This is a genomic window from Alcanivorax sp. (assembly GCF_002726155.1).
In the GTDB taxonomy this organism is placed as follows: Bacteria; Pseudomonadota; Gammaproteobacteria; order Pseudomonadales; family Alcanivoracaceae; genus Alcanivorax.
This window is the reverse complement of the sequence record NZ_PBSH01000005.1, coordinates 49,820-65,152: the sequence shown is the minus strand read 5'-3', so window position 1 is coordinate 65,152 and position 15,333 is coordinate 49,820. Positions and strand designations below refer to the sequence as shown.

Annotated in this window: 13 protein-coding genes and 1 riboswitch; of the genes, 2 read left to right on the top strand and 11 right to left on the bottom strand. The window is 56.3% G+C overall.

From position 1 onward, the window contains the following. Positions 1 to 101 precede the first annotated feature (101 nt). Positions 102 to 3,512 (top strand): FG-GAP-like repeat-containing protein, encoded by a 3,411-nt coding sequence (locus tag CL546_RS01630; protein WP_290492599.1) that lies wholly within the window; start codon positions 102 to 104, stop codon positions 3,510 to 3,512. Positions 3,513 to 3,611: 99 nt separating this feature from the next. Here the strand turns inward: CL546_RS01630 and uca are convergent, their stop codons facing one another. The 11 genes from uca to CL546_RS01575 form a co-directional block, all read right to left on the bottom strand. Beyond that, positions 3,612 to 7,202 carry an urea carboxylase gene (uca, locus tag CL546_RS01625; protein ID WP_290492597.1) on the bottom strand — a complete coding sequence of 1,197 codons (3,591 nt, stop codon included), beginning with the start codon at positions 7,200 to 7,202 and terminating at the stop codon, positions 3,612 to 3,614. A gap of 77 nt (positions 7,203 to 7,279) precedes the next feature. Beyond that, the gene (locus CL546_RS01620) at positions 7,280 to 7,921 is read right to left on the bottom strand and encodes an urea amidolyase associated protein UAAP2 (RefSeq protein ID WP_290492595.1); all 642 of its coding nucleotides are present in this window, start codon (positions 7,919 to 7,921) and stop codon (positions 7,280 to 7,282) included. Between the two features lie 43 nt (positions 7,922 to 7,964). Then, a complete protein-coding gene (locus CL546_RS01615; protein WP_290492593.1) occupies positions 7,965 to 8,696 on the bottom strand; it encodes an urea amidolyase associated protein UAAP1 in 732 nt (243 codons plus the stop codon). A gap of 10 nt (positions 8,697 to 8,706) precedes the next feature. Continuing rightward, a complete protein-coding gene (locus tag CL546_RS01610; RefSeq protein WP_290492591.1) occupies positions 8,707 to 9,495 on the bottom strand; it encodes an ABC transporter ATP-binding protein in 789 nt (262 codons plus the stop codon). Then, positions 9,495 to 10,313 carry an ABC transporter permease gene (locus CL546_RS01605; RefSeq protein WP_290492589.1) on the bottom strand — a complete coding sequence of 273 codons (819 nt, stop codon included), beginning with the start codon at positions 10,311 to 10,313 and terminating at the stop codon, positions 9,495 to 9,497. The genes CL546_RS01610 and CL546_RS01605 overlap by 1 nt, the downstream gene beginning before the upstream one ends. A gap of 84 nt (positions 10,314 to 10,397) precedes the next feature. Then, on the bottom strand, positions 10,398 to 11,462 hold the full coding sequence (locus CL546_RS01600) for a putative urea ABC transporter substrate-binding protein (RefSeq protein ID WP_290492587.1): 1,065 nt from the start codon (positions 11,460 to 11,462) through the stop codon (positions 10,398 to 10,400). 56 nt (positions 11,463 to 11,518) lie between these two features. Continuing rightward, positions 11,519 to 11,658: riboswitch (guanidine-I (ykkC/yxkD leader) on the bottom strand. 441 nt (positions 11,659 to 12,099) lie between these two features. Further along, positions 12,100 to 12,876, bottom strand: a complete 777-nt coding sequence (locus CL546_RS01595) for a dienelactone hydrolase family protein (protein ID WP_290492586.1) — start codon at positions 12,874 to 12,876, stop codon at positions 12,100 to 12,102. A gap of 42 nt (positions 12,877 to 12,918) precedes the next feature. Further along, entirely contained in the window at positions 12,919 to 13,245 is a 327-nt protein-coding gene (locus CL546_RS01590; protein WP_290492584.1) for a hypothetical protein, read from the bottom strand. Between the two features lie 64 nt (positions 13,246 to 13,309). Then, positions 13,310 to 13,879 (bottom strand): glutathione peroxidase, encoded by a 570-nt coding sequence (locus tag CL546_RS01585; RefSeq protein WP_290492583.1) that lies wholly within the window; start codon positions 13,877 to 13,879, stop codon positions 13,310 to 13,312. A gap of 159 nt (positions 13,880 to 14,038) precedes the next feature. Next, positions 14,039 to 14,401 (bottom strand): HopJ type III effector protein, encoded by a 363-nt coding sequence (locus tag CL546_RS01580; RefSeq protein WP_290492582.1) that lies wholly within the window; start codon positions 14,399 to 14,401, stop codon positions 14,039 to 14,041. Between the two features lie 79 nt (positions 14,402 to 14,480). Further along, a complete protein-coding gene (locus tag CL546_RS01575; protein ID WP_290492580.1) occupies positions 14,481 to 14,876 on the bottom strand; it encodes a hypothetical protein in 396 nt (131 codons plus the stop codon). Positions 14,877 to 15,001: 125 nt separating this feature from the next. Between CL546_RS01575 and CL546_RS01570 the strand changes: the two genes are divergently transcribed. Continuing rightward, a complete protein-coding gene (locus CL546_RS01570; protein ID WP_290492578.1) occupies positions 15,002 to 15,310 on the top strand; it encodes a GIY-YIG nuclease family protein in 309 nt (102 codons plus the stop codon). Positions 15,311 to 15,333 lie beyond the last annotated feature (23 nt).

Genomic DNA, 15,333 nt, shown 5'->3' with positions numbered 1-15,333 from the left:
GCCATGTTGTCTTATGTAAGATAATTCGCACACATTGTAAATGTGACGGTGAGCACATTTTTGCCTATACCGAATAATAACAAGATTTCAGGATAATCAGGATGACATTACGGATAGTGGCCGCTGTTGCTGGGCGGTATTTGCTTGCGCTGGGGTTGCTGGCTTTGCTCTCGGCCTGTGGAGGCGGTGGCTCCTCTGGTGGTGGGGCTGTACCGAGCACTCCAGACACGAATACCCCCACTGATCCGGACACCGGTGGCGACCCTGATCCGGATACCGATCCTGAAGCGTCACCCCTGGACCAGTGGTTGCGCACTGTGATTACCACTAAAGGGCTCACCGGGGACCCCGCGACCCCGCGTCAGCAAGCGCAAGCCATCCCCGACAGTGACCCGACGATCAAGCTCGGGCAGTTACTGTTTTTCTCCCATAGTCTCTCTGGCGATCTCACTGCGTCGTGTGCTTCGTGCCATCATCCGGATTTCGGTGGGAGTGATGCCTTGTCGTTGGGCATTGGTGTGTCCCCCGTGGATGCTTCATTGGTCGGCCCGGAACGCAGGCTAAATCCTGACAACGATCTGGACCCGGCTGCTGACGGCAAACCGAATATGCACCGCAATAGCCAGACGGTGTTCAACAGTGCCTTGTTCGATCGCAGCATGACTTTCGATGGGCGAGTGTTTGTGCTGGATGACACTGTGACTGCCGGAGGCAAAGGGCAGGCCATTCGCACCCCGGAAAGCGGCAATGTATCCGATGCCTCAGAGGCGGACGGGTTGATGGAGGTGTTCTCCAAATTCCCGTTGACCAATCACAACGAAATGCGTGCCTACCTTTTCAGTGCGGAATCCCAGCAGCAATACCGGGAGCGCCTGGTGGCACGATTGCGAGGTGAGCGAGACAGTGAATTGTTGTCGGATGACGGTCCGGAAAATTGGCTCGCTCTGTTCAGGCAGGCATTTTCCCAGCCCGAGGCCAGCGCGGAGGAAGTGATCACGCTGGTTAATGTGCAGCGGGCACTGGCGGCCTATATGCAATCCATGATCTTTATTGAATCCTCGTGGAAGCGCTATGTTGAAGGCAATAATAACGTGCTGTCCCTGTCCGCAAAACGCGGGGCGCAACGCTTCTTCGCCAGCAAGGATGAGGGTGGTTTAGGATGTGCCAGTTGCCACAGTGGTGACTTTTTTACCAATGAAAAGTTCTACAATGTAGCGTTTCCGCAAATCGGGCGCGGCTTCATGCGTGCCGAAAAAGACGATATCGGGCGTTGGGCGAGCACGAGAAAGGAAGAGGATCGCTACGCTTTTCGTGTGCCGAGCCTGTTGAATATTGGCGCCACACAGCCTTATGGCCATGCGGGCAGTTTTGATCTGCTTCAGGAAACCATTCGTTACCATGCTGATCCCCGCGGTGAAATTGAAACCTATGATTTCTCGCTGGCGAGTCTGGCCCAGTTTCAGGGGCTTGGCGGCTATGAGTACTCAGAGAGCCATACCCGAAAAGCGCTTGAGGCCAGCAGTTTCCTGTTGGCAGAATCGTTATTGCCAGGCCGGCCACTGAGTGACACGGAAGTCGCGGATCTGGCTGCATTTCTGCGTTCGCTCACCGATGATTGTGTGAAAAATTATATTTGTCGCAATCAGTGGACGCCGGCTCTCAGTGAGGACCCGGATGGCAACCTATTGGTAAATGGTGAAAATCCGGTGGCAAAGCCAGACGTGATTGTCGATCCTGAACCGGATGAAGAAGATCCACCGGCGGAGCCTTCGGATTATGCCAAAGCAGTTGCGCTGAATTTTACCGCTCCGGGGTTGGCCACTTTCGCAGAATTGGGAGACTGCGATGAGGACCCCTCTGTATCGGCACTTAATAGCGGGTTAAATGTATTTCTCCCTCGCCATGATTTGGCGTTCGGACTGTATGGTTTTATGGGCAGCCCTAGTCACCCACACGGCTTTAATGCGGAAACATGGGATGTTTCTGATGTGTTTTCAATTGAGCCTACGATGGTTTCCGGTGGAGTGAGCGCAGGTTATCTAGATGATAATTGCTGGTTGGATCTGGCTTATGCCGGTGGGGAGGCCTCGGGTATGATTTTTTATCGTAATCGAGGCGGTCAGGCGGGGTTCGATTCAATGGAGTTACTTGATGATGATCCGGGAGGCCTGTTTACCGGTGTGGGTATGGCAGATTTGAATGGAGATTACCGGCGCGAAATGTTATTTGGCAATATTAAGCAGAAAAATGTGCCTGTCTATTCAAGTAATAGCAGTAATAAATATTACCGTGTTGCGAATATTTCCATGAGCAGGCATACCTATGGAATGTCGTTCTCAGATACTAATAATGACGGTTACCCGGAAATTTTTCTGGCACATTGGGTTCCTGGAAATGTCCTCACTGCCCCTGTTTTTTGGAAAAATAACGGTGGTGAAGAACTGATGCATTTTGACGGTGAGTCTGGACTGTCTAGCGACAGTATGTCTCAAGATTTCAATTTTTCGCCCCAGTTTGCAGACATGAATAGCGATGGTGAAATTGACTTGCTATTGGCATCTGATTTCGGCACCAGTGTGGTTATGCAAGGGGAGGGTGGTGGTCGCTTCAGTAACGTCACCGATAGGGCGGTTGTTTCCGATGAGAATGGAATGGGGGCAGCGTTGGGAGATTACGACAATGATGGCGATTTAGATTGGTTTGTGACCTCCATATACGACCCAAATGGTGAGTCTGAAGGTAATTGGGGGGTTACGGGTAATAGACTGTATCGTAACAATAGTCATGGTGGTGATGTTGTTCTTGAAAATATTACTGGTGAGGCTGGCGTTGCTGATGGGGGCTGGGGTTGGGGGGCCTGTTTTGCTGATTTCAATAACGATGGTTTTTTGGATATATTCCATGTGAACGGTTTTGGAACGATTCCTGATGGCATTGTAAGAAATGAAAGCGAGCAAAACACGAAAGACTATTACCAGAGGGTTACACAGGAGTATTTCGACTCCTTGCCTCGGCTCTTTATTAACCAGGGTGATGGCACCTTCCAGGATCAGGCTGTGCAATGGGGCTTGATGTTACCCAGTGACGGAAGAGGAATCACCTGCCTGGATTATGACAGGGATGGTGACATGGATGTGGCGTTGCTGGATCACTCCAAGGGATTGCAGTTCTTTAGTAATCAGACGGGTAATGGGCCTGCGAGCCGTTTTCTGTCGGTGCGTTTGGTCGGTGCTGCACCAAACACGGAAGCGTTGGGGGCAAAAGTGCAGGTGTTTGCCGATGTCGGTGGTGAATTGGGAGAGCAAACGCAAACCCGTTTCAGCATGGCCAATACAAACTTCAATGGCCAGAATCCGCCGGATCTGCATTTTGGTCTGGGCAGCGCGCAGCAGGCCGATATCACAATAACCTGGCCGGGTGGAGTACGTTGGCGGTGTGAAGAGCAGACCAGTAACCGGTTCCTGATTTTCGACCAACGCAGCCTGCCCGGGACCTGTGCGATAGCCCCATGATTTGTGAGTTACGAGTTACAAAAAGATAATAGAAAGTATTAGCCCGAATACGCTTCGGGCTTGGTACTCTCGCTTCTCGTAATTCGTGAGTTCCTGGTTTCAGTCCAACACCATGATGGCTTGACCCGCATTGATCTGTTGGCCTTCCTGGCGGGTGAGGGCTGCAACCTTACCTGTGGCCGGGGCGTAAATCTCGATTTCCATTTTCATGGACTCCAGCACTGCTACCACATCCCCTTCGTTCACTTTATCCCCTTCCTGCACGTTCAGTTTCCAGATGCTGCCGGCTACTGGCGACTCCACCGGAGTGCCTGCTACATCGTCAACCCCATTGTCGGCGTCCAGGTCCTGTTCAGACTGGAAATTGATTTGGCCGCTTTCCACCCAGCGTTGCAGCTCCTCGTCGAACGCCTTATTACGGGAGTCGGTGAAGGAGGTGATGTCCTGTTGGTTGTCATCGAGAAATTGCTGGTAGGCGTTCAGGCTGAAGGTGGTGTCTTCTACCTGAATGGGATATTGGCCCTTGGGGAAATCCCGGCGGATCTGGTTGAGTTCTTCGTGGCTCACTTCGTAGAAGCGGATCTGGTCGAAGAAGCGTAATAACCAGGGCTGATCAAACGCCTCAGTCGTTCTATAGCGATTCCACATTTGCAGGGTACGGCCGACAAATTGATAGCCGCCAGGGCCTTCCATGCCGTATACGCACAGGTAGGCGCCACCGATTCCTACGGAGTTTTCCGCGGTCCAGGTGCGGGCCGGGTTGTACTTGGTGGTGACCAGACGATGGCGGGGATCATAGGGCGTGGCCACTGGCGCGCCCAGGTACACATCGCCCAGCCCCATCACCACATAGCTGGCGCTGAAGAGAATCTCTTTCACGTCATCCACGCTGCCCAGCCCGTTAATGCGGCGAATGAATTCCAGGTTGGAGGGGCACCAAGGGGCATCTTTGCGCACAGATTGCATGTATTTTTCGATGGCCTGGTGGCAGGCCTCGTCGTCCCAGCTAAGCGGGATATGCACGATACGGGAAGGGACTTCCAGATCGTCTTGCTGTTGCAGGGCATGTTCGGCGTCAGCGAGTTTTTTCAACAATGTGTTACGAGGCAGAACCCGTGGATCGAAATGAATTTGCAGTGAGCGAATGCCCGGTGTCAGTTCGATAACGCCATCCATTTTCTGCTCTTCCAGCCATAGCATCAGGGCATGGGCACGGAAACGAAGACGCAGGTCCAGAACCAGCGGCCCATATTCCACCAGCAGATAGCGATCCCCCGCCGCGCGGTAGACCACGTCCACCCCAGCCTCGTCCGCCGACAGAGTGTTGAGGATGGGAGTAGTAATGGTCGTACTTTCCACCTGTTTCACGGGGTCGCTCAAGGTGTCTATACAGGCATCCTGTTCTTCTGCCAGGGCATCGGCGTCTTCCAGACTGATGGCGTCGAAACGCAAGGTGTCGCCGGCTTTTAGCTGCCCGAGCTTCCAGCGGTCCGCCAGAATGACCGTGGCCGGGCAGACGAAGCCCCCAAGGGAGGGACCATCCGGGCCGAGGATAACGGGCATGTCACCGGTGAAATCCACCGTGCCCACCGCGTAGGCATTGTCGTGAATGTTGGAGGGGTGCATGCCGGCTTCGCCGCCGTCACTGCGCGCCCAGCCAGGCTTGGGGCCGACCAGACGAATGCCGGTGCGGCTGGAGTTGTAATGCACCTGCCAGTCGGTGTTGAAGAACATGGCCATGTCGTCGTCGGTGAAAAAGTCCGGGGCGCCATGGGGACCGTAAATAACGCGCAAGGTCCAGTGATTGCCGAGTGAAGGCTTCAAGGTATCCGGCACGGAGGCAGGTGCCGGTGCAGGGGGGGCTTCCTGGAAATGCAGCACATCACCGGTGCGCAGGGCGCGGCCACCATGGCCGCCAAACTGGCCCAGCGTAAAGGTGCTGCGCGAGCCGAGATACGGAGTGCACTGAATGCCGCCGGCCACGGTCAGATAGGCGCGGGCACCTTCACCGTTCACCTTGCCCAGCTTGAGGGTCTGCCCGGGTTGTATTGCGATGACGCAATAGGGGGCAACAGGTTGATCATCCAGTGTGGCTTGCATGTCCGCCCCGGTAAGGGCGATACGGGTGGCCTGATTGAATTTCAGCGTAGGGCCGTTGAGGGTAAATTCCAGTCCGGCGGCGTTTTCTTCATTTCCTAGCAGGCGGTTGCCCAGGCGAAAGCTGAGGCCGTCAAATGGCCCCGATGGCGGCACGCCCACGGGCCAGTAGCCACTGCGACCAGGGTAGTCTTGTACGGTGGTCATGGTGCCGCCGGACAACACGTCCATGGTGAACGGCTGATAGCGAAAATCGTTGAGGTAACGGGTAGTCATTTCACCTTGGGCAAAGACCGGGTCCGCCAGAATGGCGCGGATATAATCCCGGTTGGTTTCAATGCCTTCGATGCCGGTTTCAGCGAGGGTGCGGTTCAATGCCGCCAGAGCTGTATCGCGACTGTTTTCATGAACGATGACTTTGGCGAGCATGGGGTCGAACAGGGGAGAAACGGTGAGCCCGGCTTCTACCCAGTGATCAATGCGGCGCGATTGCCCGTCAGCACTGGGGAACTGCACGGCAGTAAGTAGCCCGGCACTGGGCTGGAAATCCTTGTTTGGGTCTTCCGCGTAAATGCGCGCCTGAATGGCGTGCCCACAAGCGGTCAGGTCAGTGCCGAGCTGATCCAGTGCAAGCAGTTCCCCGGCGGCGAGCTGTACCATCCACTCCACCAGATCAACGCCGTACACTTGCTCGGTAACACCGTGTTCGACCTGTAGGCGCGTATTGACTTCCAGAAAATAAAAGGCGTTGCTGTCCTGGTCGAGGATAAATTCCACGGTACCGGCGTTACGGTACTGTACGGCTTCCATCAGGACTTTGGCGGTGGTGTGCAAGTCGGCGCGTACGGTGTCTGGCAGGTTGGGCGCAGGGGTTTCTTCCAGGACTTTCTGGTGACGCCGCTGGGCGGAGCAATCCCTTTCACCCAGGGTGATGGCGTTGCCCCGTCCATCACCGAACACCTGCACTTCAATATGACGGGCACGGGCGATGTATTTTTCGATGAAGACACCATCGTTGGAAAAGTTATTGGCACTGAGTCGCCGTACCGTATCCCAGGCTTTGTCCAGACTGGCGGCATTGTCACAAACCTGCATGCCAATGCCGCCACCACCAGCGGTACTCTTCAACATGATCGGATAACCGATGGTGTCGGCGGCGCTTAGCGCTGCGTTTTTATCGGTGAGCAGTGCGGTGCCAGAGAGCAGCGGGACGCCGGTATCTTCTGCCAGCGCACGGGCGGTATGTTTCAGGCCGAAGGTGTTCATCTGTTCCGGTGTGGGGCCGATAAAGGCGATGCCTCTCGTTTCACAGCCTTTCACAAAGTCCGGGTTTTCACTGAGAAAGCCGTAGCCGGGATGCACAGCATCCACGTTGTGCTCTTCCATCAAGGCGAACAGGGCGTCCTGATTCAGGTAGGTATCCCGGGCACTGCCATCGCCCAGGCAATAGCTTTCGTCTGCCTGGGTAACGTGTAGGGAATCCCGGTCGGCTTCGGCGAAAACGGCCACGGAGGTGACGCCCATTTTTTTCAGGGTACGGATAACACGGGTGGCAATGGCGCCGCGGTTGGCAATCAGTACTTTGTTGAACATGAGAGTGTCTCTCGACGGTAGCGGGCCGTCCCGCTGTGAATCCTTGCGCTATATCCGGGTCGTCCCGGCAGGCGCGATCAATCGTTCCAGATCAGTACTTCGATCGGTGTCGGGTTGTAGCCGTTGCAGGGGTTGTTCAATTGCGGGCAGTTGGAAATCAGGATGACTACATCCATGCAGGCGGTCAGCTCCACATATTTTCCTGGGGCGGAAATGCCATCTTCAAAAGTCAGCCCGCCTTCTGCGGTGACTGGTACGTTCATGAAGAAATTGATGTTGTGGGTGATGTCGCGTTTGCCCAGGGCAAATTCCGGGTGCTGGTTAACGGCGAGCATCCAGCTGTCGCGGCATGCATGCATACAGCGTTTTTCCAGGTCATACCGCACGGTGTTGCTTTCCGTGGCGCAAGCGCCGCCCAAGGTGTCGTGACGTCCACAGGTATCAGCTACGATTTCCAGTAGCGGGTTCACCCGATTGGACATCAGTGTGGTGCCTGCCGTGAGATAGACGTTGCCCTGTTCGCGAATTGTATCCATGGCGCTGTAGCGCTCCGCCGGGTCTGCGGCGCTGTAGAACAGGGTGTCGGCGGCCTGGTTACCTTCCAGATCCAGCAGGCGTACTGTCTGGCCTTGCTTTACGGTATGGATGAAGTAATCACCTGCCGCCACGACTTCGCGCAAGCTGGCCTGGTTCGGTTCACGTTGGCTTTCTTTGATCATGTCTGTTCCCTTGTTGCGTGATGCCTGTTACGTGCAGCGGGGCTTACATGCCCAGGTGGTAAAGTCGGTTGTTCTCAAAAGCACGGGCGTTTTCCGGACGAAAATTCTTGCAGAAATCATCGTCGGACACGGGGGGGGCTTTGAGCATCTCGATGCCTACCGGCTTCATCGGATAAACCTTCGCCGGATTCAGTGGGTGTGGGGAGCTGCTCAAGATAACCAGGGTGTCCATTTCAAAGCGCAGGGTGAGGCTGGCCCCGGCTTTGGCCGCAGAGGCGTCGAATATCAGGTTGCCTTCGTCATCGGTGGTGACTTTGGAAAACAGGTTAAGGTTGGCGGCCATGTCCCGCTCGGTGAGGCCGTATTTGGCCAGTTCAGTGAGGAAGCTGTGTTCGCCACTGAGTGTCCATTGATTGTGGTGATCCTGATAAGAGCGGGCGGTGTACTTTTCTTGCAGCGCTTTTTCGCTGAGCGTTCCGCACACGGAGTCATGCCAGCCGAAGTCGTCCTCCACAATGGAGGCGAAAACCCGGCCCATGTCCGAATACAAGCAGTTGCCCCGGGTTAGTTTGAAGGTGTGTTGGCCTTTTAATGTGTCCGGTGCGTTGAAGCGTTCCAGCAGGTCTTCCGGGTTGTACATCAGCAGGCCGAGGTTGGCGCCGCCGTCCAGGTCGGTGAAGCGCAATTGCATGCCACGGCGTACCCGCAGCGACCAGTGAGCGCTGCCGGGCAGGGTGGTGGTGTAGAGTGCTTCCTCGTTAGCAACATTTTTCATTGTGGTCACCTTAAAAACGGTCGATGGCGCGGCTGGTGTTGTCCACGCTTTCGTTAATGGAGGTAAGCGTGCCGGTCTGGCAGTCGCCTACGGGCAAGTCATAGGTCACGCAAGCGCCGTAGGCACCGGGGGCTTGCGGATCCAGGCGGGGCTTGTCGAAGACCCACAGACGGGTGCCCAGATAGAAGCCTTCATTGATGTCATGGGTGATCATGAACACGGTGAGCTTTTGCTCTTTCCACAGGGACAGCACCAATTTGTGCATGTCGGAGCGAATGCCCGGGTCCAGGGCGCCGAAAGGTTCATCCAGCAGCAGAATGCGAGGTTTTTTAATCAGTGCCTGGGCGAGTGCAAGGCGTTGTTGCATGCCACCGGACAATTCGTGGGGGTACTTGTCTGCCGCTTGATCCAGCCCAACCGATTCCAGCATTGCCAGTGCTTCCTTGCGAAGCTTGCGGCGCTGTTTGCCGAAACTGATGCCCAGCCAACGGTTGCTTTGCAGCTCGCCGCCAAGCATGACATTGTCCAATGCGGTCAAATGACTGAGCACGGAGTAGCGCTGAAACACTACACCACGGCTGTCATCAGGTTCGGGGGGGAGAGGTTGGCCATCCAATAGCATTTCACCCCGGGTGGCTTCCTCTGTGCCCAGCAGCATTTTCAGGAAAGTAGTCTTGCCACAACCGGAGGCTCCGACGATGGTGACGAACTCGCCTTCCTGAACGGTGGCATTAAGCCTTTCCAGTACCACCTGGTCGCCGTATTCCTTCCACAGGTTTTTCATCTCGATAATCGCCATCAGGACTTGCCTCCATGGAACCAGGGGTAGCGCCATTGCGAGTAACGGCTGAGAATGAAATCAATGGCAAAGGCCAGCAGGGTAATCCAAATGACGTAGGGCAGAATCACATCCATGGCCAGGTAACGTCGCACCAGGAAAATCCGGTAGCCGAGCCCCTCGGTGGCAGCGATGGCTTCTGCCGCGATAAGGAAAAGCCAGGCAGGCCCCAGGGAGAGGCGCACTACGCCAACGAGCCGTGGCATCAACTGTGGCCATACCAGGCGGGTAATGATTTGCCAGGTGTTAGCACCCAGTGTCTGCATTTTGATGATTTGTTCGGCGGGAATTTCCAGCGCCCTTTGCTGAAGATCCCGAATCATGAAAGGGGTGATGCCAATGATGATCAGCATGACCTTTGCCAGCTCTCCCAGCCCGAAAACGATGAACAAAACGGGCAGGATGGCCATGGGCGGTACGAGAGAAAGGCCGGTCACAAGGGGAGAGAATGTGGCACGAATCAAGGGAATGGTGCCGTTCCCGATCCCTACCATAACGGCGACCAGAGCACTGATTCCAACACCGATGGCGAGACGCTGAAGGCTGGCCAATGTGTCGTTAAGCATCAGGTATTCACCGGTGCGTTTACTGGGCTCAAACGCCATACGATCAATGGCCTGCACAAATGTATCCAGAGCAGGTAGCAGTTTATCGTTGGGGTTCTCTGCCAGGCGCGCATCGGATGCCAGCATGTAAGCGATGAGAAGCAGCACAAAAGGCAGCATCCCCAAGGCCCAGCTGGCAGCGCTGGCTGGTCGGCGGTTGATAAATTTCTTCATGGCGTTTCCTTGGTGCGAAGACAGATGACTCGCCCACGGCAGAGGCCGACACCTTGCGTGTCAGCGTGCCGTGCCGGTGCGTCTTTACAGCTTCCCTTCGGCGGCCATGGCCATATAGTCCGGGATGAATCGCAGTTTGATGTTGTCTTCGTTGCCATAAACACCCGATGGCGTTTCGATGCCAATAAAGCCGGCATCCGGGGCCCCTTCACCCAGCAGTCCATACTGGAAAGAGAATTCCGCCACCTTCTGCATGGTTTCTTTCACTGTTGGGCTATTAACGAATGCCACGGCGTCATCCGGTTTATAGAACATGTGGGTTGAAGCGAGCTGGGCGTTGAAGCCTGCCAGGTCGGTGCCAGACGCTTCGGCCAGATATTCGCGCGCCTCAATACCGGTTTCGTCTTCGGCGGAGAGGTGCTCCATGATTTCATACCAGGCCCCGGTCAATGCCTTGCCGAAAGCAGGGTTGGCCTCCAGTGTTTCGGTATTCACGATCATCAGGTCGATGACCTCGCCGGGGATCTGTGAAGAATCAAAAACCTTATGGCTATCCGGCATAGCACTGATTTCACTGAGCAACGGGTTCCAGGTCGCGACAGCGGTCACATCGCTGGATGCGTAAGCCGATACCAGATCCGCATCTGAGGTATTGACCACGGTCAGATCTCTCTCGCTAAGACCGACTGTCTCCAGCGCCCGTGCAAGCAAGTAGTGGGAAACCGATAGCTCAACGAGGTTGACGTTTTGGCCTTTCAGGTCGGCCAGATTGTTCGAGCCTTTGAGCACGATGCCGTCATTGCCGTTGGAAAAATCACCAACGATCAAGGCGGTGGAGTCCACGCCGCCTGCTGCGGGAATGGTCAGGGCATCCATGTTGGTCATGGTGCAACCATCGTACTGACCGGCGGTGTACTGGTTGATGGATTCCACATAGTCATTGATCTGGACCACATCAATGCTGATGTCGTATTTGTCGGCCCATTTTTCGACGATGGCTTTCTGTTCGCCGTAATCCCACGGAATCCAGCCCACATAAATGGACCAGCAGATGCTGAATTCGTCTTTTTCCTGGGCAACAGCAGGCGAGAAAGCAGTGAGAAGAGAAAGGGCGGCAGCGGCCGCTGTCTTGCGTATGGAAAGGGTCATGGTGGACCTCCTTGGCTACGGACGATGAGGAATCCAATGACAATGCAGTCATCGTGTCCTCCCGGGCTTTTGTCCCGCCGTGTAACCCCCTGCCGGTAGACGTTATTTCGCGTCTATCGGCGCCAAGAAGGTCGACTGCTCTCGGACCAGGCATCGGCTGCTGACGCAGACGACCGGAACCCTAGCGGTCTATTGGTGCAGATTGTTTGAGTTGGGAGCCTCTGCATAACTCCTGGCGTCAAAGCGCAGCAGATGTGCCCTTCAGGCCATGCCCTGCGGGTCTTTCAGGCTGACTCGCACCCGTTGTTGCGCTTTTTCGATGGATCGACACATACACCTTCAAAATCGCGCCTCGATTGCGAGCCAGCCTGAAAGACTGAGCATGCAAGGAGTTATGCAGAGGCTCCCTAATGGCAACAAAGCCATTCGATTCCTCTTCCGTAACAAAGCAAAGGGAGTGCCAAGATGGGCGGGGCGAGGAGGGAAAAAGCCGTGCGCCCGCGCGAGCCGTGGGCTGAGGCGAAAGCGGGAGAAAGGAAAGACGGCAGTGTATGCGAGGAGGGTGACCATGCCGGCATGTGAATTTGTGCCGGCATGGTGCGTGGTGCGCGGCGATGCGCAATTATGGTGCGGGTGATTATTCCTCGTGTTCCAGAAAGTCGACCAGCGCTTTCCAGCTGACCTGGTCCGCATGGGCACTGTAGGCCAGCGGCATGTCGAAGCGCTTACCCGCGGCATCCGCCCCCGGGTTGGTGAAGCTGTGCTTCACGCCGGGGAAGCTGAGTAACTGGAAGTCGGCGCCGGCGGTGGTCATCTCGCTGACGAAACCGCTGACCTGTTCGGCGGGTACCATGGGGTCCGCCTGGCCAGTGGCGACCAGCACACGGGCCTTGATTTCGCCGGCCTTGGCCGGGTTCTCTGTGCCCAGGCTACCGTGGAAACTGGCTACCCCGGCGAGGTCTGTCCCCCGGCGCGCCTGTTCCAGCACCACTGCACCGCCAAAGCAGTAGCCAATGGCAAACAAGCGTCCCGGCTCTACTTGCTGCTGTTTGAGCATCATGGTGCGGGCAGCCTGAAAACGGGCGTTCATGGTTTCCGGGTCTGACAGGGCGGTCTCCATAAAACTTTTGGCGTCTTTGGGGTGGGTGGCGACTTCGCCGGTACCGTACATGTCTACCGCCAGGGCGGTGTAACCCGCTTGGGCCAGCATGTGGGCGCGGTTACGGGCATAGTCGTTCAGGCCCCACCATTCGTGCACCACAATCACTCCGGGGCCAGGGTCTTTCTGGTCATCGTTGAGGTACATGATGCCTTTGCCCAGGCCGTCAGGCAGGGTGACTTCGGTTTCAATAATATCGGCGGAGCTGGTCTGGCCAGCGACAATCAGGGATACCAGCAGGAAAAACCGTTTCATAGAGCTGTCCTTGGATGTGCCATAAGGGTGCCATAAGGCGGGTTATTTATTCTGCCAGACCCAGCGGAGCGGTTCGCCGAAGTCGTCATAAACCAGTTTGCGCTGCGGTCGGGCATTCAAGCGTTGCCGGCGAGGCTTGTGTTTGCGTGAATCAATAGTGGCTGCTACCTGGCTCAGGTCAGTGCGTTGCGCCTGACGTGGGCCATTGAACAGCACCGTCTGGTGGCCCTTGCCGGAGACTGCATCGGCGCCACTCATCCCGTTTGGCACTTCACTAATGGACCCGCCTTCGGAGAGAAAGCGTTCCATGTCGCGTTCCAGGCGATACCGTTGTTGTTCCTTGCTGTTACGAACTTTCACGGGACTCATCGGGGCTGATGGGTTGATCAATCACAATAGCAGGCTCATATGAACGCTGCCACCACCACAGAGGCTAGTCCGTCTGGCCCTGTGCACCGGACAGCGCTTGCCTGATGGCCGCTTCCAGCTTGCCACCCAGAGGCTTTTCCGCTGCGGGGAAACGGATGATGCCGTCGCCGCTGGCGGGAACCAGGTATTTGTTGAAGTTCCAGGCGGGCTCGCCGGCCGCCTGGTTCAGCGCCTGGAACACCGGGTTAGCGGCATCGCCCTTGACCTGACTGGTGGCAGCCATGGGGAAGCTGACGCCGTAGTTCACATAGCAGACGCTGGCGGTATCGGCCTCGTCGTCCAGTTCCTGGCGGAAGTCGTCGGAGGGGAAACCGATGATTACCAGGCCCTGTTCACGGTAAGTCTGGTATAGCGCTTCCAGGCTCTTGAACTGTGGGGTATAGCCGCACTGGCTGGCCGTGTTGACTACCAGTGTCAGCTTGCCCGCCGTAAGGGCGCACAAATCCAGTTCGCTGGTGGCGTGCAGCTTGCGCACGGAGGTTTCCAGTGCCGGGGCGCAGGCTGAGTCGGCGCCAGCCAGCGGGGTCGCCAGCAGGGCAAGCGTGGTCAGGGCATGGCGCAGGGGGCTGGGCATGCAAGATGTCCTTTGTTCGCGTCAGCGGAGGTTGCCGGAACGGTCGATATTGAGAGTATCGCGAAGGCCGGTCAAGGCTGCGCGAAGGGGCGCTCCCGGCCTTAATAGGGTTTCCTGTTTGCCGCATCAGGCGCCCAGCCAGCGCTATCCACAATGCCTTTATTTTGCTGCCAGTGCGGGAGTGTCGAACACTACCTGGCTCAGGCCGTGGCGCATGAAGGTGCGAATATTGGCGTGGTCGCTGCCGTCCGGGTTGCCCAGCACATGTTCTCGGTAAAAGTGGCCGAAACAGGCCAGCGTTTGCGCATCAGAGAGTTGCTGGTGCTTGGCAAAGGCGAAAATTTTGCACGAGCCCTCATTGGTGCCGGCATCGTTACGTACACAGTCGTCGCCCTCGCCATTGATAAAGGTGGCCGGGGTGTAGTGGTAGTGCTCGGCAATGACGGCTTGTACCGTGTCGAAAGCGACGCTTTCGGGGGCGTTGTTCAGGGTGTCCAGCAGGGAGCTTAGGGAGGTGTTCATGGGAAATCCTGTGCGGTGTAAAGCGCTGCAGGATAGCGCCAACCCTGCACAGAGTCACGGTTGGCGCGGGGCGAGCAGCTTACTGCACAGCGGAATCTTTAGGCAGAACCATGCCAGTGCTTTGCAGCGGGCTACAGTTCTTGATGACCACCTTCCCTTCGAGCATGTTGCCACGGGAATATTCCCGGAAAATGCACTCGTTGGTTTTTGGGTCGTAGTTTTCGATCCACAGGTTGTCATCTTTCCAGGTGGCGCTGATGTGGTACTGCTCTTCCGGCACGGTAATATTCATGGTGCCGCCAAAGCGCTTCACAAAGACCTGCTGTAACCAGAAATAGTAGGCGATGGTGGCGGTGAGCCAGATGATTACGGCGATAATCAGGGCGGGCTTCCATTTGCCCAGCCGTACGCCGAGGCCAAACAGGGTGCCAATGACCAGTGCAGCCACCAGGAACCAGTAGAGATAGGTAACCATGTTTGCATCCTTGTCGTTCGTGGTTTGTTGTAATGGCGCCAAGGACGCTTTCAATAATACAGCGATTCCTTAACGCGTAGCGTCTCTGGCATCATACCAGCCATCGCAGGGGTGGGTGTAAAACCATGCAACAGTGGTGGGTGTATATGCTGGAGTGTGCGGACCGGTCCTTGTATACCGGAATCAGCACGGAACCGGCGCGCCGGTTTTACGAGCACAACACCAGCCCGAAAGGGGCGCGCTATACCCGGGCCCGCCGCCCGGTGCGTCCGGTGTTGCTGCTGCCAGGAGGCGACAGGGCCTCCGCCAGTCAGCTGGAGGCACGAATAAAACGGTTAAGCCGCCGCGACAAACAACGGTTGCTGGCGGTCCTGCAAGCAGAAAAAAGGCAGCAGCCGCTGTCGGTCTGGATCGAGGCGCTCAGTGAGCCGTGACGATGCTGACAACACAAACACCA

Excerpts from the sequence above, each read along its gene's own strand:
- CL546_RS01590 (WP_290492584.1), bottom strand. The coding sequence starts at position 13,245 with ATGAGTCCCGTGAAAGTTCGTAACAGCAAGGAACAACAACGGTATCGC.
- CL546_RS01620 (WP_290492595.1), bottom strand. The coding sequence starts at position 7,921 with ATGATCAAAGAAAGCCAACGTGAACCGAACCAGGCCAGCTTGCGCGAA.
- CL546_RS01570 (WP_290492578.1), top strand. The coding sequence starts at position 15,002 with ATGCAACAGTGGTGGGTGTATATGCTGGAGTGTGCGGACCGGTCCTTG.
- CL546_RS01585 (WP_290492583.1), bottom strand. The coding sequence starts at position 13,879 with ATGCCCAGCCCCCTGCGCCATGCCCTGACCACGCTTGCCCTGCTGGCG.
- CL546_RS01595 (WP_290492586.1), bottom strand. The coding sequence starts at position 12,876 with ATGAAACGGTTTTTCCTGCTGGTATCCCTGATTGTCGCTGGCCAGACC.
- CL546_RS01630 (WP_290492599.1), top strand. The coding sequence starts at position 102 with ATGACATTACGGATAGTGGCCGCTGTTGCTGGGCGGTATTTGCTTGCG.
- uca (WP_290492597.1), bottom strand. The coding sequence starts at position 7,202 with ATGTTCAACAAAGTACTGATTGCCAACCGCGGCGCCATTGCCACCCGT.
- CL546_RS01605 (WP_290492589.1), bottom strand. The coding sequence starts at position 10,313 with ATGAAGAAATTTATCAACCGCCGACCAGCCAGCGCTGCCAGCTGGGCC.
- CL546_RS01600 (WP_290492587.1), bottom strand. The coding sequence starts at position 11,462 with ATGACCCTTTCCATACGCAAGACAGCGGCCGCTGCCGCCCTTTCTCTT.
- CL546_RS01610 (WP_290492591.1), bottom strand. The coding sequence starts at position 9,495 with ATGGCGATTATCGAGATGAAAAACCTGTGGAAGGAATACGGCGACCAG.
- CL546_RS01580 (WP_290492582.1), bottom strand. The coding sequence starts at position 14,401 with ATGAACACCTCCCTAAGCTCCCTGCTGGACACCCTGAACAACGCCCCC.
- CL546_RS01615 (WP_290492593.1), bottom strand. The coding sequence starts at position 8,696 with ATGAAAAATGTTGCTAACGAGGAAGCACTCTACACCACCACCCTGCCC.
- CL546_RS01575 (WP_290492580.1), bottom strand. The coding sequence starts at position 14,876 with ATGGTTACCTATCTCTACTGGTTCCTGGTGGCTGCACTGGTCATTGGC.